This window comes from Pseudomonas sp. S2_H10 (genome assembly GCF_054668285.1).
On sequence record NZ_CP162754.1, the window covers coordinates 2,300,866 to 2,327,128 of the forward strand.

General features: G+C 61.0%; 21 protein-coding genes, 1 tRNA gene and 2 pseudogenes. 17 read left to right on the forward strand and 7 right to left on the reverse strand.

Annotation, left to right across the window (positions count from 1 at the left end):
* The first annotated feature begins 51 nt into the window (after window positions 1–51).
* From AB4O16_RS10125 to AB4O16_RS10145, 5 genes and pseudogenes are all read left to right on the forward strand, one after another.
* Window positions 52–654: a biliverdin-producing heme oxygenase gene (locus AB4O16_RS10125; protein WP_460157644.1), complete on the forward strand. Its 603-nt coding sequence runs from the start codon at window positions 52–54 to the stop codon at window positions 652–654.
* Between the two features lie 157 nt (window positions 655–811).
* The gene (locus AB4O16_RS10130; protein WP_460157645.1) at window positions 812–1,201 is read left to right on the forward strand and encodes a YbaN family protein; all 390 of its coding nucleotides are present in this window, start codon (window positions 812–814) and stop codon (window positions 1,199–1,201) included.
* A gap of 491 nt (window positions 1,202–1,692) precedes the next feature.
* A pseudogene (locus tag AB4O16_RS10135) lies at window positions 1,693–2,682 on the forward strand (methyl-accepting chemotaxis protein); the annotation flags it as partial.
* Window positions 2,683–2,784: 102 nt separating this feature from the next.
* Window positions 2,785–3,540, forward strand: coding sequence for a methyl-accepting chemotaxis protein (locus AB4O16_RS10140; protein ID WP_371926002.1), 756 nt, complete (start codon window positions 2,785–2,787; stop codon window positions 3,538–3,540).
* A gap of 149 nt (window positions 3,541–3,689) precedes the next feature.
* Window positions 3,690–5,036 carry a CoA transferase gene (locus AB4O16_RS10145; RefSeq protein ID WP_460157646.1) on the forward strand — a complete coding sequence of 449 codons (1,347 nt, stop codon included), beginning with the start codon at window positions 3,690–3,692 and terminating at the stop codon, window positions 5,034–5,036.
* Window positions 5,037–5,149: 113 nt separating this feature from the next.
* On the opposite strand, the gene AB4O16_RS10150 is transcribed toward AB4O16_RS10145, so the two are convergent.
* Together AB4O16_RS10150 and arcD (AB4O16_RS10155) are read right to left on the reverse strand one after the other, a co-directional pair.
* Window positions 5,150–6,013 carry a DNA-3-methyladenine glycosylase family protein gene (locus AB4O16_RS10150; RefSeq protein ID WP_460157647.1) on the reverse strand — a complete coding sequence of 288 codons (864 nt, stop codon included), beginning with the start codon at window positions 6,011–6,013 and terminating at the stop codon, window positions 5,150–5,152.
* Complete coding sequence (gene arcD / locus AB4O16_RS10155) at window positions 6,010–7,437, reverse strand: arginine-ornithine antiporter (RefSeq protein WP_160389201.1); 1,428 nt, start codon at window positions 7,435–7,437, stop codon at window positions 6,010–6,012. Before arcD (AB4O16_RS10155) ends, AB4O16_RS10150 begins: the two co-directional genes overlap by 4 nt.
* Before the next feature lie 437 nt (window positions 7,438–7,874).
* Between arcD (AB4O16_RS10155) and arcD (AB4O16_RS10160) the strand changes: the two genes are divergently transcribed.
* From arcD (AB4O16_RS10160) to AB4O16_RS10215, 12 genes are all read left to right on the forward strand, one after another.
* Window positions 7,875–9,302: an arginine-ornithine antiporter gene (arcD, locus tag AB4O16_RS10160; RefSeq protein ID WP_160389195.1), complete on the forward strand. Its 1,428-nt coding sequence runs from the start codon at window positions 7,875–7,877 to the stop codon at window positions 9,300–9,302.
* Between the two features lie 31 nt (window positions 9,303–9,333).
* Window positions 9,334–10,590, forward strand: coding sequence for an arginine deiminase (gene arcA, locus AB4O16_RS10165; protein ID WP_160389196.1), 1,257 nt, complete (start codon window positions 9,334–9,336; stop codon window positions 10,588–10,590).
* Window positions 10,591–10,614: 24 nt separating this feature from the next.
* The gene (locus AB4O16_RS10170; protein ID WP_160389197.1) at window positions 10,615–11,625 is read left to right on the forward strand and encodes an ornithine carbamoyltransferase; all 1,011 of its coding nucleotides are present in this window, start codon (window positions 10,615–10,617) and stop codon (window positions 11,623–11,625) included.
* Between the two features lie 150 nt (window positions 11,626–11,775).
* Window positions 11,776–12,705: a carbamate kinase gene (arcC, locus tag AB4O16_RS10175; protein ID WP_460157648.1), complete on the forward strand. Its 930-nt coding sequence runs from the start codon at window positions 11,776–11,778 to the stop codon at window positions 12,703–12,705.
* A 12-nt stretch (window positions 12,706–12,717) separates the two neighbouring features.
* Complete coding sequence (locus tag AB4O16_RS10180) at window positions 12,718–13,080, forward strand: DUF5064 family protein (RefSeq protein ID WP_460157649.1); 363 nt, start codon at window positions 12,718–12,720, stop codon at window positions 13,078–13,080.
* A gap of 177 nt (window positions 13,081–13,257) precedes the next feature.
* Window positions 13,258–14,766, forward strand: coding sequence for a sigma-54-dependent transcriptional regulator (locus tag AB4O16_RS10185; protein ID WP_150717247.1), 1,509 nt, complete (start codon window positions 13,258–13,260; stop codon window positions 14,764–14,766).
* A 415-nt stretch (window positions 14,767–15,181) separates the two neighbouring features.
* Window positions 15,182–15,565, forward strand: coding sequence for a glycine cleavage system protein GcvH (gcvH, locus tag AB4O16_RS10190; RefSeq protein WP_008047373.1), 384 nt, complete (start codon window positions 15,182–15,184; stop codon window positions 15,563–15,565).
* Window positions 15,566–15,576: 11 nt separating this feature from the next.
* The gene (gcvP, locus tag AB4O16_RS10195; RefSeq protein ID WP_460157650.1) at window positions 15,577–18,429 is read left to right on the forward strand and encodes an aminomethyl-transferring glycine dehydrogenase; all 2,853 of its coding nucleotides are present in this window, start codon (window positions 15,577–15,579) and stop codon (window positions 18,427–18,429) included.
* 142 nt (window positions 18,430–18,571) lie between these two features.
* On the forward strand, window positions 18,572–19,948 hold the full coding sequence (locus AB4O16_RS10200; RefSeq protein WP_460157651.1) for an L-serine ammonia-lyase: 1,377 nt from the start codon (window positions 18,572–18,574) through the stop codon (window positions 19,946–19,948).
* A 36-nt stretch (window positions 19,949–19,984) separates the two neighbouring features.
* Window positions 19,985–21,109: a glycine cleavage system aminomethyltransferase GcvT gene (gene gcvT / locus AB4O16_RS10205; protein WP_460157652.1), complete on the forward strand. Its 1,125-nt coding sequence runs from the start codon at window positions 19,985–19,987 to the stop codon at window positions 21,107–21,109.
* A gap of 403 nt (window positions 21,110–21,512) precedes the next feature.
* Window positions 21,513–21,725 (forward strand): cold-shock protein, encoded by a 213-nt coding sequence (locus tag AB4O16_RS10210; protein WP_007977299.1) that lies wholly within the window; start codon window positions 21,513–21,515, stop codon window positions 21,723–21,725.
* 94 nt (window positions 21,726–21,819) lie between these two features.
* A complete protein-coding gene (locus tag AB4O16_RS10215) occupies window positions 21,820–22,308 on the forward strand; it encodes an RDD family protein (protein WP_160389300.1) in 489 nt (162 codons plus the stop codon).
* A 133-nt stretch (window positions 22,309–22,441) separates the two neighbouring features.
* Here AB4O16_RS10215 and nadA read toward each other — a convergent pair whose 3' ends face one another.
* The 5 genes and pseudogenes from nadA to ybgF form a co-directional block, all read right to left on the reverse strand.
* Window positions 22,442–23,500 carry a quinolinate synthase NadA gene (gene nadA / locus AB4O16_RS10220; RefSeq protein ID WP_160389299.1) on the reverse strand — a complete coding sequence of 353 codons (1,059 nt, stop codon included), beginning with the start codon at window positions 23,498–23,500 and terminating at the stop codon, window positions 22,442–22,444.
* Window positions 23,501–23,770: 270 nt separating this feature from the next.
* Window positions 23,771–23,846, reverse strand: a tRNA-Lys gene (locus AB4O16_RS10225).
* 63 nt (window positions 23,847–23,909) lie between these two features.
* Complete coding sequence (gene queC / locus AB4O16_RS10230; RefSeq protein WP_460157653.1) at window positions 23,910–24,602, reverse strand: 7-cyano-7-deazaguanine synthase QueC; 693 nt, start codon at window positions 24,600–24,602, stop codon at window positions 23,910–23,912.
* 1 nt (window position 24,603) lies between these two features.
* Complete coding sequence (gene queE / locus AB4O16_RS10235) at window positions 24,604–25,251, reverse strand: 7-carboxy-7-deazaguanine synthase QueE (RefSeq protein ID WP_007995628.1); 648 nt, start codon at window positions 25,249–25,251, stop codon at window positions 24,604–24,606.
* Window positions 25,252–25,417: 166 nt separating this feature from the next.
* A pseudogene (gene ybgF, locus AB4O16_RS10240) lies at window positions 25,418–26,258 on the reverse strand (tol-pal system protein YbgF).
* Window positions 26,259–26,263 lie beyond the last annotated feature (5 nt).

A 26,263-nucleotide genomic window follows, 5' to 3' on the forward strand; every position in this document is an offset into this window, starting at 1 on the left:
TTCTTGTTCGTCTCGTTACCAAGCGCCTCTTCTTCCCCCCAAGGAATTGCCATGACCACCCAGGACACCGCACAACGCTCCAGCCTGCGTTCCCAGCGTTTGAACCAGATCACCAACGAGCCGCACACCAAGCTCGATGCCTTGGTCAAGGCCCACTCCCCCTTTGAAACCCAGGCCAACTTCGCCCGCTTCGTGGTGGCGCAGTACCTGTTCCAGTCGGAACTGGTCTCGCTGTACAACGATGCCGAACTGACCGCCATCGTCCCGGACCTGCCGGCCCGCTGCCGTGCCGACGCGGCCAAGGCCGACCTGGCGGACCTGGACACCGACGTACCGGCGCCGGTCGCCGGTGCACTGAAGAACCCGACCAAGGCCCAGGCCCTGGGCTGGATCTTCGTCTCCGAAGGCTCCAAGCTCGGCGCCGCCTTCCTGATCAAGCGCGCCGTCGGCCTCGGCCTGAGCGAAACCTTTGGCGCCCGTCACCTCGGCGAACCGGCCGGCGGCCGCGCGGAAGGCTGGAAGAGCTTCGTCAAGACCCTGGACGGCCTTGAGTTCAGCGCCCAGGAAGAAGCCGAAGTGGAAAAAGGCGCCGTCGACGCGTTCAACCGTTTTACCGTGTTGCTGGAGCAGGCTTACGCTACCGAAGCTGCCTGACACACCACTGCCCCTGTGGGAGCGAGCTTGCTCGCGATGGCGGAGTATCAGTCGACAGGTTTTTTGAAAGTCAGTCCGCTATCGCGAGCAAGCTCGCTCCCACAGGTGACTTCGTAAGCCTGCAAGATTTCGATTCCTCACGTGCCGCCTTGAGCCCATGCCCGCATCCTCAAAACTCTCCCGCCTCCTCTTCGGCCTGCTCGCCTACGTCAGCCTGGGCATCGGCCTGATCGCGATCGTCATTCCCGGTCTGCCAACCACCGAGTTCATCCTGCTGGCCGCCTGGGCCGCCACCCGCAGCTCGCCGCGCCTGAGTGCCTGGCTGGAAAACCACCGGCTGTTCGGCCCCATCCTCCATAACTGGCGCAACGGCAAGATCATCGCGCGTAGGGCAAAAATCAGCGCCACGGTCAGCATGCTGTTGTGTGCCGGTCTGATGCTGGTGATGCTCGATCACGGCTGGCCGATTTACCTGGCGATTGCCGGGATGGGGCTGGGCAACCTGTGGATCTGGTCGAGGCCGGAATCACTGCCGCAAGCCACCTGAATAACTCCGCGATTTTTCCTCGTTTTAAAGCACTTTCCGGCACATTTTTCTGCGCAAACGTTCAACCACTACCGTTCGTCGGGTTGCCCCTCATGTAACCTCAACGCCACGCCGATGTGCATTGATCGGCGCTAAATGGATTTAGCGAGTGAGCCGCAACGGCCCACAGCCAACACTTCATCCATTCGCGAGTTCGCCCTATGTTCGACTCACTGTCCATCCGCCTGAAAATCGTCCTGCTGTCCGGTCTGTGCCTGCTGGGCGTAGTCGCCTTGATAGTGGGCATGAACATTTACCAGACCAATCAGAACGATGACCTGGTCAACGATTCCAGCAGCAGGATGCTCACCGCCAGTGTGCAGGACCTGCTTCAGGCCAAGGCCGCCGAGCAAGCGGTGCGGGTGCAGAAGACGTTCGGCGAAACCCTGACGGTGGTGACCGCCCTGGCCGACCAGATCAAGGACATGCGCACCATGGCCACCCAGCGCGAGATGGCGCCCGGTGCGTTGCGTGAAGAGTTGAACCAGAGCCTGAAAACCGCCTTCGAGCGCAACGGCAAAGTGCTGGGCATCTGGCTGGCGTTCGAGCCCAACGGCCTGGATGGCAAGGACAGCGAGTTCGTCGATGACGCCGCGCGTCAGTCCAACGAAATCGGTCGTTTCGCCACCTACTTCAGCCGTGCCGGTGGCGAAACGCTGAACACGATCATGGTCGAAGAGGACATGACCAAGACCACCCTGAACCTCAGCGGCACGCCGTACAACGTCTGGTACACCTGCCCGCGGGACAGCAAGCGCACCTGCCTGCTCGACCCGTACGCCGATACCGTCGGCAACAAGGAAGTGTTGATGACCACCATTTCCGTTCCGCTGCTGGTGGACGGCAAGTCCATCGGCGTGGTCGGTATCGACATCGCCCTCGACGCCCTGCAAGCGGCGGCGGTCGACTCCCAGCGCGACCTGTTCAACAGTGCCGGGCACATGCTCATCGTTTCCGGCACTGGCGTGCTCGCCGCCTACAGTGTCGATGCTGGCAAAGTCGGCAAGAGCATCGGCGACACCCTGGGTGCGGATGGCAAGGACATCCTGCAATTGCTCGGCAGCGGTGCACCGAAGATTCTCCAGCAAGGCGACCTGATCCGTGCGGTGTACCCGGTCAGCCCGATCGCCGATGCCAAGGCCTGGGCCGTGGTGATCGACCTGCCCAAGCAAGTGCTGCTGGCCGACTCGGTGAAGCTGCAGGCGGTGCTCGACGATGCCCAGCAAATTGGCACGATCAAGGCCTTGTCGGTGGCGGTGATCGCCGGTGTGCTCGGTCTGCTGCTGATGTGGCTCACCGCGTCGGGCGTGACCCGTCCGATCAACAGCGTGGCCGACATGCTCAAGGCGATTGCCAGTGGCGACGGCGACCTGACCCAGCGTCTGCACTACAGCAAGAAGGACGAACTGGGCGAACTGGTGAGCTGGTTCAACCGCTTCCTCGACAAGCTGCAACCGACCATCGCGCAGATCAAGCAAAGCATCACCGATGCCCGTGGCACGGCCGATCAGTCGTCGGAAATCGCCCGCCAGACCAGCGAAGGCATGCAAGTGCAGTTCCGCGAAATCGACCAGGTCGCCACCGCGTCCAACGAAATGAGCGCCACCGCCCACGATGTCGCCAACAGCGCATCCAACGCGGCGAGTGCAGCCAAAGGCGCCGACCAGTCGGCCCGCGATGGCATGCAGATCATCGAGCGCAGCACCCGCGATATCAATCAACTGGCCGACGAAGTCAGCAAGGCCGTGACCGAAGTCGAAGCCCTGGCGGTCAACAGCGAGCAGATCGGCTCGGTGCTGGAGGTGATCCGCAGCATCGCCGAACAAACCAACCTGCTGGCCCTCAACGCAGCGATCGAAGCGGCCCGCGCCGGTGAAAGCGGTCGTGGCTTTGCGGTGGTCGCCGATGAAGTGCGCAACCTGGCCAAGCGTACCCAGGACTCGGTGGAAGAAATTCGCCTGGTGATCGAACGCATCCAGTCCGGCACCCGTGGCGTGGTCGCCACCATGCATTCAAGCCAGACCCAGGCCCACAGCAACGCCGGGCAGATCCAGCAGGCGGTCCAGGCCTTGGGCAAGATCAGCGACGCGGTCACCGTGATCAGCGACATGAACCTGCAAATCGCCAGCGCCGCCGAGCAGCAAAGCGCGGTGGCCGAAGAGGTCAACCGCAACGTCTCGGCGATCCGCACCGTCACCGAAACCCTGACCGGCCAGGCCACCGAGTCGGCGCAGATCAGCAGCCAGCTCAACGCCCTGACCACCCACCAGATGAAGTTGATGGATCAGTTCCGCGTATAACCCCGCCGCCCCTTGTAGGAGCTGGCTTGCCAGCGATAGCGGTCTTTCAGCCAGTCCGCCATCGCTGACAGCCAGCTCCTACAAAGGAATCCATCTGGACTGCGGTTTTTTTGGTCTATGCTCGGCCTCTCGCTCCGGAGAGCCCTTCGATGACTGATCTGCTCACGTCCATTCAAGCCGCACTCGGTTTGCCTCACACCCCGATTCCATTCACCTCCAGCGGCGCCCTGCCCTCGGCGTTTGCCGTCACGGACCTGGCCTGCGCCAGCATCGCTGCCGCCGGCCAGGCCGCCAGCGAACTGCTGCACCAGCAAACCGGGCACCTGCCCGACCTTGAAGTTGACCGGCGCCTGGCATCGTTCTGGTTCGCCACCTCGATTCGTCCGCTCGGCTGGAGCGTTCCACCACTGTGGGATCCGGTGGCCGGTGACTACGCCACCCGCGATGGCTGGATTCGCCTGCACACCAACGCGCCCCATCACCGCGCCGCTGCCGAACGCGTGCTCGGTGCCTGTACCGACCGCGCAGCGATGGCCGGCAAAGTGGCGTTATGGGCGAAAAGCGAGCTGGAACAAGCGGTGGTCGATGCCGGTGGTTGCGCCGCCGAAATGCGCACTTGGGATCAATGGCAGACCCATCCTCAGGGCCAGGCGGTAAATGCCGAGCCCTTGGTTCAATTTGCCAGCCACTCAAGCCAAAGCCGCACACCGTGGACAGGCTCGATCGCTCGGCCACTGGCCGGCATCAAGGTGCTGGACTTGACCCGGGTGCTCGCCGGCCCTGTCGCCAGCCGCTTTCTGGCGGGCCTCGGCGCCGATGTCCTGCGCATCGATCCGCCGACCTGGAACGAGCCGGGGGTGGTGCCGGAAGTCACCTTGGGAAAACGCTGCGCGCGTCTTGATCTGCACGACAAGACCGACCGCGGCGTATTCGAATGCCTGCTCAAGGATGCCGACATTCTGCTGCATGGCTATCGTGCCGATGCCCTTGAGCGACTTGGCTTCGGCGTGAATGAGCGCCGGTCCATGAACCCGAACTTGATTGATATTTGCCTCAATGCCTACGGCTGGAGCGGCCCCTGGCACAACCGTCGGGGCTTCGACAGCCTGGTGCAGATGAGCAGCGGCATCGCCGAAGCCGGCATGCGCTGCAAAGGTGCCGACAAGCCGACACCACTGCCCGTGCAGGCCCTCGATCACGCCACCGGGTATTTGATGGCGGCCAGTGCGATCCGGTTGCTGGCGCAGCGGTTGAACGACGGTGCTGGAGGCTCGGCGCGATTGTCGTTGGCGCGCACGGCGAAGTTGTTGATCGAGTCTGGACCGGGGCCGGATGAGGCTTTGCGCGGGGAAGATGCGCAGGATCAGGGTTTGATCGTGGAGCAGACGCCGTGGGGGCCGGCGCATCGCTTGCATGCGCCGCTCAAGATGACGGGAACACCTTTGCAATGGACATTGCCAGCAACTGATTTGGGTTCACATCGCGCGCAGTGGTGACCGTCAGATCGTCATCGCTGGCAAGCCAGCTCCTACAGGGATCTGCGCAAAACCTGTGGGAGCGGGCTTGCCCGCGATGGCGCCAGGACTGCCAGTACACATTCCGGATCAGCTCAATCCACCCGACTCAACGAAGTCGACAATAACTGCGCCGCATACCCACGAAAAGGCCGCCAGGTTTCGGCTCGCGCCAATAGCTGCCTGGCCGTCACCGGCCCACCCTCCAGCGCCGCCAACGCATTGATCAGCCCGACATCGCCATTGGGAAATCCATCCATCTCCCGCAACTGCCGCAGCGCGATGTACTGCGCCGTCCAGTCACCAATCCCGTGCAACGCCAGCAACCGCGCTACGCCACCCTCCCGACCGGGCTCAAACAATCGAGGATCGTCGAGCAATGCCTGAGCCACGCCCGACAACGTCCGGCCCCGGCTTTTCGGCATGCCCAACGCGGCAAGATCCGCACCCGCCAGAACCCCGGCCTCGGGAAACACATGGGTCACCCCCGGCAATCGTGAATGAAACGGCGTGCCGTACTGCACGACCAGTTTGCCCGCCAGCCTGATTGCCGCCACCACCGTAATCTGCTGCCCCAACACCGCGCGGATCGCTAGTTCCAGGCCATCCCACGCCCCCGGCACACGCAGCCCGGGGCGCTCGGCAATCAGCCGCGCCAGCAGCGGATCAACCGCCAGGTGCCGATGCATCGTGGACAGGTCGGCGTCCAGATCAAACATTCGCCGCACACTTGCGACGACTGCAGGTACGGCGCCCGGCTCTGGAAAGTCCAGGGTCAACTCAAGGGCATCGGCGGTGGCCGGCTGGATCGAGAACGTACCGCAGGCACCGTTCAAACCGATGCTGCGCGAATACACGCCGTCGACCACGGTTTCCAGCCCGGTAATCGCCCGCGCCGACAAGAACCCCAGCATCGCCGGCCAGTCATAGGGTGGTTGATACGCCAGCAACACCTTCACAGATTCAGCAACCCGCTATACAACCCATAAGCCGCCAGCCCGGCGCCGCTGATGACAGCGGTGAAAATACCTTTCTCGATAGCCGTGAATAGCGGCATGCCCTGCTCATGACGCGCCTTGGCAAACAGGATCACGCCCGGCGCATACAGCAACGCCGACAACAGCAGATACTTCAGGCCGCCGGCATACAGCAACCACACCGCGTAGACCAGGGCGATGCCACCAATCAGCAGATCCTTGGTGCGCTCGACGGGCGCCTGTTGGTAGGTTTCGCCCCGTGCGCACAACAACACCGCATAGGCCGCCGACCACAGGTACGGCACCAGAATCATCGAAGAGGCCAGATAAATCAGGCTGGTGTAGGTGCCGGCGGAAAACAGCGTGATCAGCAGGAACAACTGGATCATCGAGTTGGTCAGCCACATCGCATTGACCGGCACATGGTTGGCGTTTTCCTTGGTCAGGAAGGCCGGCATGGTCTTGTCTTTCGCCGTGGCAAAGAGGATTTCGGCGCACAGCAGCGCCCAGGACAACAAGGCCCCCAACAACGAAATCGCCAGGCCGACGCTGATCAGCAACGCGCCCCAGGGGCCGACGATGTGTTCCAGCACCGCCGCCAACGAGGGGTTCTGCAGTTTCGCCAGTTCCGGTTGGGACATGATCCCCAGCGACAGCACGTTCACCAGCACCAGCAGCGCCAACACCCCAACGAACCCGATCACCGTCGCCCGGCCCACGTCGGACCGTTTCTCTGCCCGGGCCGAATAGACACTGGCGCCTTCGATGCCGATGAACACGAACACGGTGACCAGCATCATGTGCCGGACCTGGTCCATCACGCTGCCGAATTCCGGGTTGTTGCGCCCCCAGATATCGAGGGTAAAGATGTCCGCCTTGAATGCCACGGCGGCAATCACGATGAACATGATCAGCGGCACGATCTTGGCCACCGTGGTCACCTGGTTGATGAACGCGGCCTCCTTGATCCCGCGCATCACCACAAAATGCACGGTCCACAGCAACACCGAAGCGCAGGCGATGGCAATCGGTGTGTTGCCTTCGCCGAAGACCGGAAAGAAATAGCCGAGGGTACTGAACAGCAAGATGAAGTAGCCGACGTTGCCCAGCCAGGCACTGATCCAGTAGCCCCAGGCGGATGAAAACCCCATGTAGTCGCCAAACCCGGCCTTGGCGTAGGCGTACACGCCGGAGTTCAGCTCCGGCTTGCGGTTGGCCAGGGTCTGGAACACGAAGGCCAGCGTCAGCATGCCCACCGCGGTGATCGCCCAGCCGATCAGGATCGCACCGGCGTCAGCCTGGACCGCCATGTTCTGCGGCAGGGAAAAGATCCCGCCACCGATCATCGAACCCACCACCAACGCGATCAACGCGCTCAGGCGAAGCTTGTTCGGTGATTGCGACATCATTGCATCTCCATTTTCCGGGGCGGCACTGCCGCGAGATCGTCACATATCGGGCGTCAACTAAACGGTTGAAGAGTAATAACGTTTATTGGATAACGCCAACTGACGTCTTTTTACTTGCACAAAACGGCTATCGCAACGCGGATATATTCGTTTGTTTTATACATACTTTTAATACATCAAATCTGTCCAAAAAATGCATGAATAAAACTTGCAGATTTTGAAAAACAAACTAGCGTCATAATTCGAAACAAATATTGAAAAGACCTTGAAAAACCAGCAAAGGCCTCTATATCAGGCATTACAGACATAAGACTTATAAGTGATGGCACTCCGCCAAAAAACCGGGAGCGCTCTCATTTAGTGATCTAAGTCAGCTGATCGGATAGCCAACAGAATAATCTGTTGCCTCTCTTCTCCTGCATTGGAGTCATGCAATGTCTGAAGCCCCCGGAAAACTCAAACTCGGTGCACTGGTTGCATTAGTCGTCGGCTCGATGATTGGTGGCGGGATCTTTTCCCTGCCACAGAACATGGCCGCCAGTGCCGATGTCGGCGCCGTACTGATCGGTTGGGCGATTACCGCCGTCGGCATGCTCACCCTGGCCTTCGTGTTCCAGACCCTGGCCAACCGCAAGCCCGACCTGGACGGCGGGGTCTACGCCTACGCCAAGGCCGGATTCGGCGACTACATGGGTTTTTCGTCCGCCTGGGGGTACTGGATCAGCGCCTGGCTGGGCAACGTCGGTTACTTCGTCCTGCTGTTCAGCACGCTTGGTTACTTCTTTCCGCTATTTGGCGAGGGCAATACGGTCGCCGCCGTGATCGGCGCCTCGGTGCTGCTCTGGGCCGTACATTTCCTCGTGCTGCGAGGCATCAAGGAAGCCGCGTTCATCAACCTGGTGACCACGGTCGCCAAGATCGTGCCGCTGCTGCTGTTCATGTTGATTGCGCTGTTCGCCTTCAAACTGGACATCTTCACCGCCGACATCTGGGGCCTGAAGAACCCGGACCTGGGCAGCGTGATGGACCAGGTGCGCAAAATGATGCTGGTCACCGTATGGGTGTTCATCGGCATAGAAGGCGCGAGCATCTTTTCGGCCCGGGCGGAAAAACGCAGCGACGTGGGCAAGGCCACGGTGATCGGCTTCGTCACCGTGCTGCTGTTCCTGGTACTGGTCAACGTGCTGTCGCTGGGGATCATGACCCAGCCGGAACTGGCCAAGCTGCAGAACCCGTCCATGGCCGCCGTGCTGGAACACGTGGTCGGTCACTGGGGCGCGGTGCTGATCAGCGTCGGTTTGATCATCTCGCTGCTGGGGGCATTGCTGTCGTGGGTGCTGCTGTGCGCGGAGATCATGTTCGCCGCCGCCAAGGACCACACAATGCCGGCGTTTTTGCGCAAGGAAAACGCCAACCACGTGCCGGTCAACGCCCTGTGGCTGACCAATGCCATGGTGCAGATTTTCCTGGTCATCACGCTGTTCTCGGCCAGCACCTACCTGTCGCTGATCTACCTCGCCACCTCGATGATCCTGGTGCCCTACCTGTGGTCGGCGGCCTATGCACTGCTGCTGGCGGTGCGTGGTGAAAGCTACGAAGGCGCGCCCGGCGAGCGGCGCAAGGATCTGATCATCGGCGCCGTGGCCCTGATCTATGCGATCTGGCTGCTGTACGCCGGCGGCACCAAATACCTGTTGCTCTCGGCCCTGCTCTACGCCCCCGGCGTGATCCTGTTCGCCAAGGCCAAGCGGGAGATCGACAAACCGGTTTTCACCAACGTCGAGAAGCTGGTTTTCGCTGCGGTGGTCGTCGGTGCCGTGGTGGCGGCCTACGGCCTCTATGACGGCTTCCTGACCCTGTAATAGCTCTGTTTCTATCTGGAGGATCACTGAAATGACCACGGAAAAAGTCAAGTACGGCGTCCATTCCGAAGCCGGCAAACTGCGCAAAGTCATGGTTTGCTCCCCGGGACTTGCCCATCAGCGACTGACCCCGAACAACTGCGATGAACTGCTGTTCGATGATGTGCTGTGGGTGGCCCAGGCCAAGCGCGACCACTTCGACTTCGTCACCAAGATGCGTGAACGCAACATCGATGTGCTGGAAATGCACAACCTGCTGACCGACATCGTCGCCATTCCCGAAGCCCTGGACTGGATTCTGGAACGCAAGATCACCGCCAACTCGGTGGGCCTGGGCCTGATCAACGAAACCGCCTCGTGGCTGCGCAGCCTGGAGCCGCGCAAGATCGCCGAGTTCCTGATCGGCGGCGTATCGGGTGATGACTTGCCCACCAGTTTCGGCGGCAAGGTCATCGAGATGTTCCGCGACTTCCTCGGCAACTCCAGTTTCATCCTGCCGCCGCTACCCAACACCCAGTTTACCCGCGACACCACTTGCTGGATCTACGGTGGCGTCACCCTCAATCCGATGTACTGGCCGGCACGCCGCCAGGAAACCCTGCTGGCCACCGCCATCTACAAATTCCACCCCGAGTTCACCAATGCCGACTTCGAGATCTGGTACGGCGATCCGGACCAAGAGCATGGCAACGCCACCCTCGAGGGCGGTGACGTGATGCCCATCGGCAATGGCGTGGTGTTGATCGGCATGGGCGAGCGCTCGTCGCGCCAGGCCATTGCGCAACTGGCGGTGAACCTGTTCAAGAACAAGGCCGTCGAGAAAGTCATTGTTGCCGGCCTGCCGAAGTCCCGCGCGGCGATGCACCTGGACACCGTGTTCAGCTTCTGCGATCGCGACCTCGTCACGATCTTCCCGGAAGTGGTGAACCAGATCGTCGCCTTCACCCTGCGTCCCGATGAGAGCAAGGCGGGCGGCATCGACATCCGCCGCGAAGACACCAGCTTCCTCGACACCGTGGCCCAGGCCCTCAACCTCAAGGCCCTGCGCGTGGTCGAGACCGGCGGCAACAGCTTCGCCGCCGAACGCGAGCAATGGGACGACGGCAACAACGTGGTGGCCGTGGAACCGGGCGTGGTCATCGGCTACGACCGCAATACCTACACCAATACCCTGCTGCGCAAGGCCGGCGTGGAAGTCATCACCATCAGCGCCGGCGAACTCGGCCGGGGACGGGGCGGCGGCCACTGCATGACCTGCCCGATCATCCGCGACCCGATTGACTACTAACCTGTTCACCTTGGGAGATACAAAATGGCGTTCAATATCCATAACCGCAATCTGCTGAGCCTGGAACACCACACCCCTCGCGAATTGCGCTACCTGCTCGACCTGTCCCGCGACCTCAAGCGTGCCAAGTACACCGGCACCGAACAGCAGCACCTCAAGGGCAACAACATCGCGCTGATCTTCGAAAAAACCTCGACACGCACCCGCTGTGCGTTCGAAGTAGCCGCCTATGACCAGGGCGCCAACGTCACCTACATCGACCCGAACTCCTCGCAGATCGGCCACAAGGAAAGCATGAAGGACACCGCCCGCGTGCTCGGGCGCATGTACGACGCCATCGAATACCGTGGCTTCAAGCAGGAAATCGTCGAGGAACTGGCCAAGTTCGCCGGCGTCCCGGTGTTCAACGGCCTGACCGACGAATACCACCCGACGCAAATGATCGCCGACGTGCTGACCATGCGTGAACACGCCGACAAGCCGATCCACGAAATCAGCTACGCCTACCTCGGCGATGCGCGCAACAACATGGGTAACTCCTTGCTGCTGATCGGCGCCAAGCTCGGCATGGACGTGCGCATCTGCGCGCCCAAAGCCCTGTGGCCGGCGGACGACCTGGTCGCCCGTTGCAAACAGTACGGCGAAGAAAGCGGCGCACGCATCACCCTCACCGAAGACCCGAAAGCAGCGGTCAAGGGCGTGGACTTCATCCACACCGATGTCTGGGTGTCGATGGGCGAACCGGTCGAAGCCTGGGCCGAGCGCATCCAGCAACTGCTGCCGTATCAGGTCAACGCCGAACTGATGAAAGCCACCGGCAACCCGCGCACCAAGTTCATGCACTGCCTGCCGGCGTTCCATAACTGCGATACCAAGATCGGCAAGCAGATCGCCGAGCAGTACCCGCACCTGAGCAACGGCATCGAAGTGACCGATGACGTGTTCGAGTCGCCGGCCTGTATCGCCTTCGAGCAAGCGGAAAACCGCATGCACACGATCAAGGCGATTCTGGTGTCGACGCTGGCTGACCTATAACGGCTGACTCGGCTCCTTGTGGGAGCTGGCTTGCCAGCGATGGCCGCGCCTCGGTGTTTCAGAGAGACCGCGGTGATCCCATCGCTGGCAAGCCAGCTCCTACAGGGGATCGAGTTGTTTGCCTTTCCTCTGTTCAGAAGGACTAGCACCATGCGTATCGTTGTTGCTCTGGGCGGTAATGCCCTGCTCCGCCGGGGCGAACCGATGACCGCTGACAACCAGCGCGCCAACATCCGGATCGCCACCGAACAGATCGCCGGGATCCATCCCGGCAACCAACTGGTCATCGCCCATGGCAATGGCCCGCAGGTCGGCCTGCTGTCGTTGCAGGCGGCGGCCTATACCTCTGTCACCCCTTACCCGCTAGACGTGCTAGGCGCCGAAACCGAAGGCATGATCGGCTACATCATCGAACAGGAACTGGGCAACCTGCTGGACTTCGAAGTGCCCTTCGCGACTTTGCTGACCCAGGTCGAAGTCGACGCCAACGACCCGGCCTTCAAGAACCCGACCAAACCCATCGGCCCGATCTACAGCAAGGCCGATGCGGAAAAACTCGCCGCCGAAAAAGGCTGGGCAATTGCCCCGGACGGCGACAAATACCGCCGCGTGGTCGCCAGCCCGAAACCCAAGCGCATCTTCGAAATCCGTCCGATCAAATGGCTGCTGGAAAAAGGCAGCATCGTGATCTGCGCCGGTGGCGGCGGCATTCCGACGATGTACACCTCGCCCGGCAAACTCGAAGGCGTCGAAGCGGTCATCGACAAGGACCTGTGCTCGGCGCTGCTGGCCGAACAGCTGGAAGCCGATCTGCTGGTGATCGCCACCGACGTCAACGCCGCCTTCATCGACTTTGGCAAACCCACGCAGAAAGCCATCGCCCAGGCCCACCCCGATGAAATGGAAAAGCTCGGTTTCGCCGCCGGCTCCATGGGACCGAAGGTGCAGGCGGCCTGCGAATTCGCGCGTCATACTGGAAAAGTGGCGGTAATCGGTTCGCTCGCGGACATTGAAGCTATCGTTCAAGGTACGGCCGGCACTCGTATCAGCACCGCGACGCCTGGCATTACTTACTCATGAGGAGAGACGTCTATGGCAATGTTTGAGCCAGGCCACTTGCATATCGAACGTCATGCGCTGAACGCGGATGATGTCAGCTACAACGTGCACGTCGACTATGAAGTCAGCAAAAACGACAAGGGCGAAAAAGGCATCCAGTTCACCATGCACGGCAGCATTGAGGGCAAGGACCTGAAGGAGCCCTTCTTCCTGCCCAAGGAGGAGGCCTACAACTTCGCCAGCAACGTGACGAAAATCGCCGAGAAATACGGCATTCCCAAAGAGAAGATCGCCATTGGTTCGTCTCACGAGCATTACGACCTGATGTTCGAAGACATCCGCCAGCAACTGAATATGAAATCCGGCGACCCGATAGATCTCGAGAAATTCGAATAACCCGGCATTCCTGTAGGAGCGAGCCTGCTCGCGAAGGTGTATCAGCCACCACGGGGCGGCTGACACACCATCGCCAGCAGGCTGGCTCCTACAGTGGGCGCTCCACCAGGTTTCGCCTTCCGCCCCGCACCAAGGCATAATCGCCACCCTCCGCACTGCAGACCTCAAAACCGCCCCATGCGTATCCACGTCAGCTTCATCGACCGCGTCGGTATCACCCAGGAAGTCCTGGCCCTGCTCGGCGGGCGCAATCTGAACCTGGATGCGGTGGAAATGGTCCCGCCCAATGTCTATATCGACGCCCCGACCCTGAGCCCGCAAGTGCTCGAGGAACTGCGCGATGCCCTGTTCAGCGTGCGTGGCGTGCAAGCGGTGACGGTGGTCGACATCCTGCCCGGCCAGCGCCGGCACTTGCAGCTCGACGCATTGCTGGCGGCCATGACCGACCCGGTGCTGGCACTGGACAGCGACGGCAAGGTGCTGCTGGCCAATCCGGCCTTGATCGCCCTCTATGGCCGTGAGCCGGCCGGTGAAAGCGTCGCCGACCTGTTTGCCGACCCGGCCTTGCTCGACGCCCTGCTCGAACACGGCTTTCGTCTGCCGCTGCGGGAAATCTCCGTCAACGGCCAGACCTTCCTGCTCGACGCTACACCGATCACCGACGCCGGCGCCCTGCTGACGCTGTATCAACCGAACCGCATCGGCGAGCGCCTTTCCGCGCTGCACCATGACCACGCCGAAGGTTTCGATGCACTGCTCGGCGAGTCCCCGGTGATCCGCACCCTCAAGGCGCGCGCCCAGCGGGTGGCGGCCCTCGACGCGCCGCTGCTGATCCAGGGTGAAACCGGCACCGGCAAGGAACTGGTGGCCCGTGCCTGCCACGCCATCAGCGCCCGACACAGTTCACCGTTCCTGGCGTTGAACTGCGCGGCATTGCCGGAGAACCTCGCCGAAAGTGAGCTGTTCGGCTACGCCCCCGGTGCTTTCACCGGCGCCCAACGCGGCGGCAAGCCCGGGCTGATGGAACTGGCCAACCAGGGCACGGTGTTTCTCGATGAAATCGGCGAGATGTCGCCGTACCTGCAGGCCAAGTTGCTGCGTTTCCTCAACGACGGCAGTTTTCGCCGGGTCGGCGGTGACCGTGAGGTCAAGGTCAACGTGCGAATCCTCAGCGCCACCCACCGCGACCTGGAAAAAATGGTCAGCGAAGGCCTGTTCCGCGAAGACCTGTTCTATCGCCTCAACGTCCTCAACGTTGAAGTACCGCCCCTGCGCGAGCGCGGCCAGGACATCCTGTTGCTGGCCCGCTACTTCATGCAACAGGCCTGTGCGCAGATCCAGCGCCCGATCTGTCGTCTGGCGCCGGGCACCTACCCGGCGCTGCTGGGCAACCGCTGGCCGGGCAACGTGCGGCAATTGCAGAACGTGATCTTCCGCGCCGCGGCGATTTGCGAAAGCAGCCTGGTGGACATCGGCGACCTCGACATCGCCGGTACCTCGGTGGCCCGTCAGAGCGACCATGACGTCGACAGCCTGGAACAGGCCATGGACGAGTTCGAGAAAACCCTGCTGGAAAAACTCTACGTCAGCTATCCCTCGACCCGGCAACTGGCGACCCGCCTGCAAACCTCCCACACGGCGATTGCCCATCGGTTGCGCAAGTACGGGATTCCGGGCAAGGCCTGAAAACGCGGATGAACACCGATCTGTAGGAGCCGGCTTGCTGGCGATGGCGTCCGCAAAATCGCCATCGCCAGCAAGCCGGCTCCTACAGTCGTGAATGTTCATGCATCGGCAAATCACGTCTGAAAACGACCTCCACCTGTACTGAAAGCGCTACAGCGGAACGATATCGCTACACCCCTCTGCGATCACGGCTGTGCAAGGCTTTGATCCACCTCGGCTTTTATCCTCGACATATCACGTATCGATTTCGCTACAGCGAATGAATTTCAACCTTTGTCAGAACCACCTAAATCATTGATCAACAACGAGAAAACCAAGGTTGGCCGCGTTCTTGCTATGTACTCCTGCATAACCAGGGCATTGCCCAAGCATTCAATCGCGTCCACCAGACGAGTCTGGCCCCTTAGGAGTTTCCATGAGCGAGTTGCGTTTTACTGAAGATCACGAATGGCTGCGCACCGAAGCTGACGGCAGCGTCACGGTCGGCATCACCGCTTTCGCACAGAACGCCCTGGGCGACGTGGTTTTCGTTCAACTGCCTGAGCTGCAGTCCTACGACAAGGGCGCCGAAGCCGCCACCGTGGAATCGGTCAAGGCTGCCAGCGGCGTGTACATGCCGCTCGACGGCGAAGTGCTGGAAGTGAACCCGGCCCTGGACAGCAGCCCTGAACTGGTCAACGAAGATCCGCTGGGCGAAGGCTGGTTCTTCCGCTTCCAGCCAAGCGACGCCTCGGCTGTCGCCCAACTGCTGGACCAGGACGCCTACGACCGCCTGATCAAAGCCCAAGCCGAAGCCTGAGGAGCACTGACATGACCCAGATCAATCTGACTACCGCCAACGAATTCATCGCCCGTCACATCGGCCCGCGCGCCGGTGACGAGCAAGCCATGCTCAACAGCCTCGGTTTCGACTCCCTGGAAGCCCTGAGCGCCAGCGTGATTCCCGACAGCATCAAGGGCACCAGCGTGCTTGGCCTTGAAGACGGCCTGAGCGAAGCCGATGCCCTGGCCTTGATCAAGTCGATCGCGACTAAAAACCAGCTGTTCAAGACCTACATCGGCCAGGGCTACTACGGCACCCACACGCCGTCGCCGATCCTGCGCAACCTCCTGGAAAACCCGGCCTGGTACACCGCTTACACCCCGTACCAGCCAGAAATCTCCCAGGGCCGTCTCGAAGCGCTGCTGAACTTCCAGACCCTGATCAGCGACCTCACCGGCCTGCCGATCGCCAACGCCTCCCTGCTCGACGAAGCCACCGCCGCTGCCGAAGCCATGACCTTCTGCAAACGCCTGAGCAAGAACAAGGGCAGCCACCAGTTCTTCGCCTCCGTGCATTGCCACCCGCAGACCCTCGACGTACTGCGCACCCGTGCCGAGCCTCTGGGCATCGACGTAGTGGTTGGCGACGAGCTCGAACTGACCGACGTGACGCCGTTCTTCGGCGCCCTGCTGCAATACCCTGCCAGCAACGGTGACGTGTTCGATTACCGCGAACTGACCGAACGCTTCCACGCCGCCAACGCCCTCGTTGCCGTGGCGGCCGACCTGCTGGCCCTGACCGTGCTGAGCGCGCCAGGCGAATTCGGCGCCGACGTGGCCATCGGCAGCGCACAGCGCTTCGGCGTGCCGCTGGGCTTCGGTGGCCCGCACGCCGCTTACTTCTCCACCAAGGACGCGTTCAAGCGTGACATGCCGGGCCGTCTGGTCGGTGTTTCCGTAGACCGTTTCGGCAACCCGGCCCTGCGCCTGGCCATGCAGACCCGCGAGCAACACATCCGTCGCGAGAAAGCCACTTCGAACATCTGCACCGCGCAAGTGCTGCTGGCCAACATCGCCAGCATGTACGCCGTGTACCACGGTCCGAAAGGCCTGACACAGATCGCCAATCGCGTGCATCACCTGACCGCGATCCTGGCCAAAGGCTTGAGCGCATTGGGCCTGAACGTCGAGCAAGCGAGCTTCTTCGACACCCTGACCGTGAAGACCGGCGCGCAAACCGCCGCCCTGCACGACAAGGCGCACGCCCAACGCATCAACCTGCGCGTGGTCGATGGCGAGCGTCTGGGCCTGTCCCTGGACGAAACCACCACCCAGGCCGACGTTGAAGCCCTGTGGAGCCTGCTGTCCGACGGCAAGACCCTGCCGGACTTCGCTGCCCTCGCTGCCTCGGTCACCAGCACCATCCCGGCCGCGCTGGTACGTCAGTCGCCGATCCTCAGCCACCCGGTGTTCAACCGCTATCACTCGGAAACCGAGCTGATGCGCTACCTGCGCAAACTGGCGGACAAAGACCTGGCGCTGGACCGCACCATGATCCCGCTGGGTTCGTGCACCATGAAACTCAACGCCGCCAGCGAAATGATCCCGGTGACCTGGGCCGAATTCGGCGCCCTGCACCCGTTCGCCCCGGCCGAGCAAAGCGCCGGCTACCAGCAACTGACCGACGAACTGGAAGCGATGCTCTGCGCTGCCACCGGCTACGACTCCGTTTCGCTGCAACCGAACGCTGGTTCGCAAGGTGAATACGCCGGTCTGCTGGCGATTCGCGCCTACCACCAGAGCCGTGGCGAAGACCGTCGCGACATCTGCCTGATCCCGTCTTCGGCCCACGGCACCAACCCGGCCACCGCACAAATGGCCGGCATGCGCGTAGTCGTGACCGCTTGCGATGCCCGCGGCAACGTCGACATCGAAGACCTGCGCGCCAAGGCCATCGAGCACCGCGAACACCTCGCCGCGCTGATGATCACCTACCCGTCGACCCACGGCGTGTTCGAAGAAGGCATCCGCGAAATCTGCGGCATCATTCATGACAACGGCGGCCAGGTGTACATCGACGGCGCCAACATGAACGCCATGGTCGGCCTGTGCGCACCGGGCAAGTTCGGCGGCGACGTGTCGCACCTGAACCTGCACAAGACCTTCTGCATCCCCCACGGCGGTGGCGGCCCGGGCGTCGGCCCGATCGGTGTGAAATCGCACCTGGCGCCATTCCTGCCGGGCCACGCCCACATGGAGCGCAAGGAAGGCGCCGTGTGCGCGGCACCGTTCGGCAGCGCGAGCATTCTGCCGATCACCTGGATGTACATTCGTATGATGGGTGGCGCGGGTCTCAAGCGTGCTTCGCAGCTGGCGATCCTCAACGCCAACTACATCTCCCGTCGCCTCGAAGAGCACTACCCGGTGCTGTACACCGGCAGCAACGGCCTGGTGGCGCACGAGTGCATCCTTGACCTGCGCCCTCTGAAAGACAGCAGCGGCATCAGCGTCGATGACGTCGCCAAGCGCCTGATCGACTTCGGCTTCCACGCCCCGACCATGTCGTTCCCGGTGGCCGGCACGCTGATGATCGAGCCGACCGAGAGCGAATCCAAGGAAGAACTGGACCGTTTCTGCGACGCCATGATCCGCATCCGCGAAGAAATCCGCGCAGTGGAAAACGGCACCCTGGACAAGGACGACAACCCGCTGAAAAACGCGCCGCACACCGCGAAGGAACTGGTGGGCGAGTGGTCGCACCCGTACAGCCGCGAGCAAGCGGTTTACCCGGTTGCCTCGCTGATCGAAGGCAAGTACTGGCCGCCGGTCGGTCGTGTCGACAACGTGTTCGGCGACCGCAACCTGGTCTGCGCCTGCCCGTCGATCGAAAGCTACGCTTAAACGAATGAGGGGGCGGGTTTTACTCGCCCCAATTTCAAGAACACCGCAAAGCCCTTGTAGGAGCTGGCTTGCCAGCTCCTACAAGGATCGCATCAAGCCTGAACTTCCGTGAATTCCTATAACAAGAAACCGGAGAACCACCATGTCGTTAAGCGTGTTCGACCTGTTCAAGATTGGCATCGGTCCCTCCAGTTCCCACACCGTCGGCCCGATGCGTGCCGCTGCGCGCTTCGTCGAAGGCCTGCGCCGTGAAGGGCTGCTGCCGGCAACCACCAGCGTCAGAGTCGAGCTGTATGGCTCGCTCGGTGCAACCGGCAAGGGCCACGGCAGTGACAAGGCTGTGCTGCTCGGCCTGGAAGGCGAACACCCGGACACCGTGGACACCGAAACCGTCGCCGCGCGCCTGCAAGAGATTCGCAGCAACGGCAGCTTGAACCTGCTCGGCGAACACAGCATTGCGTTCAACGAGAAAGAACACCTGGCGATGATTCGCAAACCGTTGGCCTATCACCCCAACGGCATGATTTTTCGCGCCTTCGACGCAGCAGGCCTGCAGATCCGCAGCCGCGAGTACTACTCGGTCGGTGGCGGCTTTGTGGTCGATGAAGACGCCGCCGGCGCCGACCGCATCGTCGAAGACGCCACGCCCCTGACCTTTCCCTTCAAAAGTGCCAAGGACCTGCTCGCCCACTGCGCCACCTACGGGCTGTCCATCAGCCAGGTGATGCTGACCAACGAAAGCGCCTGGCGCCCGGAAGCGGAAACCCGCGCCGGCCTGCTGAAAATCTGGCAAGTGATGCAGGACTGCGTCGCCGCCGGTTGCCGCAACGAAGGCATCTTGCCTGGCGGGCTGAAGGTCAAGCGCCGGGCTGCCGCGCTGCATCGACAATTGTGCAAGAACCCGGAATCCGCATTGCGCGATCCGCTGTCGGTGCTCGACTGGGTCAACCTCTACGCACTGGCGGTCAACGAGGAGAACGCCAACGGCGGGCGCGTCGTAACGGCCCCCACCAATGGTGCGGCGGGGATCATTCCAGCGGTGTTGCACTACTACATGCGTTTTATCCCGGGTTCCAATGACGACGGCGTGGTGCGATTCCTGCTCACTGCCGCCGCCATCGGCATTCTGTACAAGGAAAACGCCTCGATCTCCGGTGCCGAAGTCGGCTGCCAGGGTGAGGTCGGCGTCGCCTGTTCGATGGCCGCCGGTGCCTTGTGCGAAGTGCTGGGTGGCAGCGTGCAACAAGTCGAAAACGCCGCGGAGATCGGCATGGAACACAACCTCGGATTGACCTGCGACCCGATTGGCGGGCTGGTGCAAGTGCCTTGCATCGAGCGTAACGCCATGGGCTCGGTCAAGGCCATCAATGCCGTGCGCATGGCCATGCGCGGCGACGGGCAACACTTCGTCTCCCTCGACAAGGTCATCCGCACCATGCGCCAGACCGGCGCCGACATGAAAAGCAAATACAAGGAAACCGCCCGTGGCGGTTTGGCGGTCAACATTATCGAGTGCTGATGCGCGCTCATCTGCACCCTTCTTCAGGAGCTGAATATGTCCACCGAACAACTGTTGCAAACCCCGCTGCACGCATTGCACATCGAACTCGGCGCGCGCATGGTGCCGTTCGCCGGCTACGACATGCCGGTGCAATACCCGCTGGGCGTGATGAAAGAACACCAGCACACCCGCGATCAGGCCGGGCTGTTCGATGTCTCGCACATGGGCCAGATCCGCCTGACCGGCGCCAATGCCGCCAAGGCCCTGGAAACCCTGGTGCCGGTAGACATCATCGACCTGCCGGTGGGCATGCAGCGCTACGCGATGTTCACCAACGCGACGGGCGGCATCCTCGACGACCTGATGGTCGCCAACCTGGGCAACGACGAACTGTTCCTGGTGGTCAACGCCGCCTGCAAGGATCAGGACCTGGCCCACCTGCGCAAGCACATCGGTGAGCAGTGCACGATCGAGCCACTGTTCGAGGAACGCGCCCTGCTGGCCCTGCAAGGCCCGGCAGCAGTTACCGTGCTGGCACGCCTGGCCCCGGAAGTTGCGAAGATGACCTTCATGCAGTTCGCTCGCGTCAAGCTGCTGGGCGTGGACTGTTTTGTCAGCCGTTCGGGGTACACCGGTGAAGACGGTTTCGAAATTTCCGTACCTGCCGCCAACGCCGAAGCCCTGGCTCGCGCCCTGCTGGCCGAACCGGAAGTGGCTGCCATCGGCCTTGGCGCCCGCGATTCCCTGCGCCTGGAAGCGGGTCTGTGCCTGTATGGCCACGACATGAACACCGAGACCAGCCCGATCGAAGCCAGCCTGCTGTGGGCCATTTCCAAGCCACGTCGTGCCGATGGTGCACGTGCCGGCGGTTTCCCGGGTGCCGAAACCGTATTCGCCCACCAACAGGCTGGTGTCAGCCGCAAGCGCGTCGGCCTGTTACCGCAGGAACGCACACCGGTGCGCGAGGGTGCCGAGATCGTCAACGAAGCCGGTGACATCATCGGCAGCGTCTGCAGCGGCGGCTTCGGGCCGACCCTGGGCGGGCCGCTGGCCATGGGTTATGTCGACAGCGCCTACATCGCAATGGACACACCCGTTTGGGCGATTGTCCGTGGGAAAAAGGTGCCTTTGCTTGTAAGCAAAATGCCATTTGTTCCGCAACGCTACTATCGCGGCTGATTGAATGTTCCTATAAGTAACGCGGTTGCGTTAACAGTGCACTAATGTGTAACGCAACCGCCATAAAATAGTGCATTGTTTGGCTCTAAGCTTCGATTATGAACTTTGCTTATAACGATCGAAAACATTTGAACAACGTTAGCGTATAAGAACCCACTAGTGGCCTGACTTTGCCATCAACCTGAGGAAATACGGGGCCTTCACAGGGCTTGTTTTTTCTCCCGTAGTTGGCGTAGAGTTTGTTCACTGTGTTTGCATGGGTCGCTTGGAATCGTGACCTGGGCAGTAGCCTACAAGTTAGCTACATCCCGTTCGACGTCTTCTTACTCTCCTGCAACCAGCCCCAGTACTCTTTCATGAGAAGGAGACTGTCATTAATTTTTTGCGTCAAAGGAAATAAGAAATGTCCCAACGTCAGAGCGGTACCGTCAAGTGGTTTAACGACGAGAAAGGTTTTGGTTTTATCACTCCTGAAAGCGGTCCGGATCTGTTCGTGCATTTCCGCGCCATCCAGGGCAACGGCTTCAAGAGCCTGAAAGAAGGCCAGAAAGTGACTTTCATCGCCGTGCAGGGCCAGAAAGGCATGCAGGCTGACGAAGTACAAGCAGAAGCCTAATCTTCTGTAACGAAAAAGCCCCTGATGCTGACATCAGGGGCTTTTTTGTGCGCGTAAATCCGTAAAATGGCTTCTTTTTCGCCGAGAGCCTGTCATGTCGAAACACCTGCTTACTCCCCAGGGCGACTTCCCCGCCGCTGGCCTGGGTCGTCGCCTGGCAGCCATGTTCTATGATTTCCTGCTGTGCACCGCCCTGCTGATCGTCACCAGCGGCGTGTACAAGATGATCCAGATGGCGATCATCGGCGAGGAAAGGATGCGTACCCTGACCGAAGCGGGCGCCCTGGACGGTGATCCCCTGCTTTCCACGGTCCTGCTGTTCGTACTGTTCGGCTTCTTCGCCAAATTCTGGACCTGGTCCGGTCAGACCCTGGGCATGCAGGTCTGGTGCATTCGCGTGCAGAACGCCGACGGCTCATCCATCAGCCTGTGGCAGGCGCTGCTGCGCTTTGTGGTGTCGATTGCTTCGCTGCTGTGTGTTGGCCTTGGGTTCATCTGGTCGTTGTTCGACAAGCAGAAACGCAGCTGGCATGACATCTACTCCAATACCGAACTGGTGCGGATTCCGAAGAAGACCAAGTAATTCAGCCATACGAATACCACTGTGGGAGCGAGCTTGCTCGCGATGGCGGTGTATCAGTCAAAATTGATATGACTGACAGACCGCTATCGCGAGCAGGCTCGCTCCCACAGTTTTACGACTTACCTGACAAATATCAGGCGTTACCGGCCAGCTTCATCCGCGCAGCCTGAGTGAAATCAAGCATCCGCTTGAGCGGGCGAATCGCCTGCGGAATCAGCGCCGGGTCGACAAATATCTCGTTCGAGCCTTCCTTCAACGCCTTGAGCGTGCGCTCAAGGGTGTTCATCGCCATCCACGGGCAATGCGCACAGCTGCGGCACGCCGCGCCGTTACCCGCCGTAGGCGCTTCGATGAAGACCTTGTCCGGGCACAGCTGCTGCATCTTGTAGAAGATGCCGCGGTCGGTCGCCACGATCAGTGTCTTGTTCGGCAGGCTCTGTGCCGCCGCGATCAACTGACTGGTGGAACCCACGGCATCGGCCAACTCGATCACCGATGTCGGCGACTCCGGGTGCACCAGAATCGCCGCGTCCGGGTACAGCGCCTTCATGTCTTCAAGCTGCTTGGACTTGAACTCTTCGTGAACGATGCAGGCACCGTCCCACAGCAGCATGTCGGCACCGGTCTTGCGCTGGATGTAGGTCCCCAGGTGCTTGTCCGGGCCCCAGATGATGGTCTCGCCGTTGTCCATCAGGCTCTCGACGATTTCCAACGCACAGCTTGAAGTGACGACCCAGTCCGCCCGGGCTTTTACCGCGGCGGACGTGTTGGCGTACACCACCACCGTGCGCTCCGGGTGTTGATCGCAGAACGCGGAAAACTCGTCCACCGGGCAACCCAGGTCCAGCGAACAGGTCGCCTCGAGCGTCGGCATCAGCACGCGCTTTTCCGGGTTGAGGATCTTGGCGGTCTCACCCATGAACTTCACGCCGGCAACGACCACGGTCTTGGCCGGATGGGCGTTGCCGAAGCGGGCCATTTCCAGCGAGTCGGAAACGCAGCCGCCCGTCTCTTCGGCCAGCGCCTGAATCACAGGGTCACAATAAAAGTGCGCCACCAGCACCGCGTCCTGAGCCTTGAGCTCGGCAGCGATGGCAGCACGGTAATAAGCCTCTTCATCGGCGGTCAGCGGCTTGGGCTGTTTGGCGTCGAGGTGGGCTTGAACCAGAAGACGTTCGGAAATTTGCGTCATGTTCGCAAGACCTGCAGGCGCATTCGCGCGAAAGTCGAGTATACACCCGGCTCCGGACCCATCAGGGTACCGCCGGGAAAGTGAGTATTCATCAGGCACGGACAGCGTTGAAGCTGCGCAAGGCTACAGAATATCCGACAGATGCAAAAGATGAATCTGACCTGCGTCTTGCGCAGCAACCCGCAGCGAGGCGGACTTGAATTGCGGGCAAAAAAAAACCCGGAAATCCTCACTTGCGTGGGCCTTCCGGATTTTCTAAACCGCCAAAAATGGTGGGTCGTGTGGGATTCGAACCTACGACCAATTGGTTAAAAGCCAACTGCTCTACCAACTGAGCTAACGACCCGCTGTGTGGTGGCGCGTATAATACTGATTTTTAAGGACTATTCAACACCTATTTTGAAAAAAATCAAAAATAAGGGGTTGGATCGCTGATTCCGGCTGCCAGGAAGCCTTCTGCACGCAGTCGGCAGCTGTCGCATTTGCCGCACGCACGGCCATTATCATCGGCCTGATAGCAGGAAACGGTCAGCCCGTAGTTCACGCCAAGCTTCACGCCCGCCTGGACGATCTGTGCCTTGCTGAGGTTTTGCAGCGGCGCCTGGATGCGGAAGCCATTGCCTTCCACCCCGGCTTTGGTTGCCAGGTTGGCCATGCGCTCGAACGACTCGATGAACTCGGGACGGCAGTCCGGGTAACCTGAATAATCCACCGCATTCACGCCGATGAAGATGTCACGCGCACCGAGCACTTCCGCCCAGCCCAGGGCCAGGGAGAGGAACACCGTGTTACGCGCAGGCACGTAAGTCACGGGAATGCCTTCACCCAGCTCTTCCGGAATGGCGATGCTGCTGTCGGTCAGTGCTGAACCGCCCATGCCATTCAGGTTCAGACCGATCACCTTGTGCTCGACCACGCCCAGATCTCGGGCCACACGCTCGGCAGCGTGCAGCTCTGCGTGTGAGCGCTGACCGTAATCGAAACTCATGGTATAGCAGCTGTAGCCTTCGGCGCGCGCCATGGCCACGACGGTCGCCGAGTCCAGGCCACCGGACAACAGGATGACCGCACGTTTTTCAGGAGTGTTCAGTTGTTCAGTCATTTCAGCGCCCCGGCTCGTCATTCCATAGATATTTGTGCAGCTGCAATTGCAAACGCACTGGCAGGTTGTCCGCCACCACCCAATCCGCCAGATCCCGGGCATTGAGATCATGGTGGCTTGGCGAGAACAGGACTTCGCCGGCGCGCTGGTCCAGACCGTACTGGATCAGCTTGGAAACGGACCAGTCATAGTCTTCCCGCGAGCAGATGACAAACTTCACCTGATCATTGGGCGTGAGCAGCTCAATGTTTTCATAGCGATTGCGGTGTGCTTCCTTTGACCCTGGAGTCTTCAAGTCGACAACGCGACTGACCCGGGAATCTACTGCCGAGATATCAATAGAGCCACTGGTTTCCAGTGACACTTCGTAACCGGCGTCGCACAAGCGCTTGAGCAAGGGAATGGCGTTGGGTTGCGCCAGGGGCTCGCCGCCCGTGACACAGACATAACGCGGACGGAAACCGGCAACCTGCTCGAGGATATCGTCGAGGGTGCGAATGGTTCCGCCGGTGAACGCGTAGGCGCTGTCGCAGTATTGGCAACGTAACGGGCAACCGGTCAGGCGCACAAAAACAGTGGGCAGGCCGGCAGTCCGAGTTTCACCCTGCAACGAGTAGAAAACTTCGGTGATTCTCAATGTGTCTTGCATAGTCGCCACGGGCGTAACAGCTAAACAGGCTGTCCGCCTCCGTCAGGCACTTCAAGGAACCCCGGCAATGCGCAGGCCCCAAAAAGCGTGTTTCAGAAAAAGGGCGTGAATTCTAACGAAAAAACCCGCGACAAGCGCGGGTTTCTTTGAAACGGCTCAAGCCGCCTTACATTTTCTGCAGATCACGCTGTGCCAGCTGAGCGGCGGAAGTGCCCGGATACTGGGACACGACCTGCTGCAAAATGCCTTTGACCCGGTCGGTATGACCCAGGCGACGCTCTACGTCAGCAAGTTTGTACAGCGAGTCCGGCACTTTGGCATGCTTGGGATACAGCTGCGAAACCTTGGCAAACGCCTGACCTGCACCTTGCAGATCGCCCTTGGCCAGGTTCACTTCGCCCAGCCAGTATTGGGCGTTGCCCGCGTACTGGCTGTTCGGGTATTTGCGCAGGAATGCGGCGAAAGCCTGGCTGGCCTTGTCGAAATCCTTGGCCTTGATCAGGTCGAAGGCAGCATCGTAATAGAGCTTTTCCTTCGCCGGATCTGCCGGTTCGCTACCCGCGGCGGGTGCTTGAGCGGCTGCCGCTCCTGCACTTGCGCCTGCTGCAGCAGCGGGGGCGTTCAAATCGCCACCGCCGGAAGAATTCTCAGGAGTCGCGGCTGGTGCAACGCCGGTTCCTATGCGCCGATCAAGATCCTGGTATCGCTCCAGGTTTTCCTGCTTCATGCGCGCTACATCATTTTGCAGAACTTCAATCACACCCTGTTGGCGCGAGATCTGCTCCTGCATTTGTTGCAGTTGGTTGAACAGCTCGCCCTGTGCCGAGACAGGGGCCGAAACCCCCTCCCCCGGCATAGGCGCCGTTCGTACCGTAACCTGCAGGCGGATAACTGCTCCCGCTATTGTTATAGCCGGAGTCGTTATCGACCACAGGAACCGCAGCCCACGCCGCAAGCGGCGCGAGACTGAGAGCCAGAACAGTTACAGCACGACGGCACGTTCGCATGACGA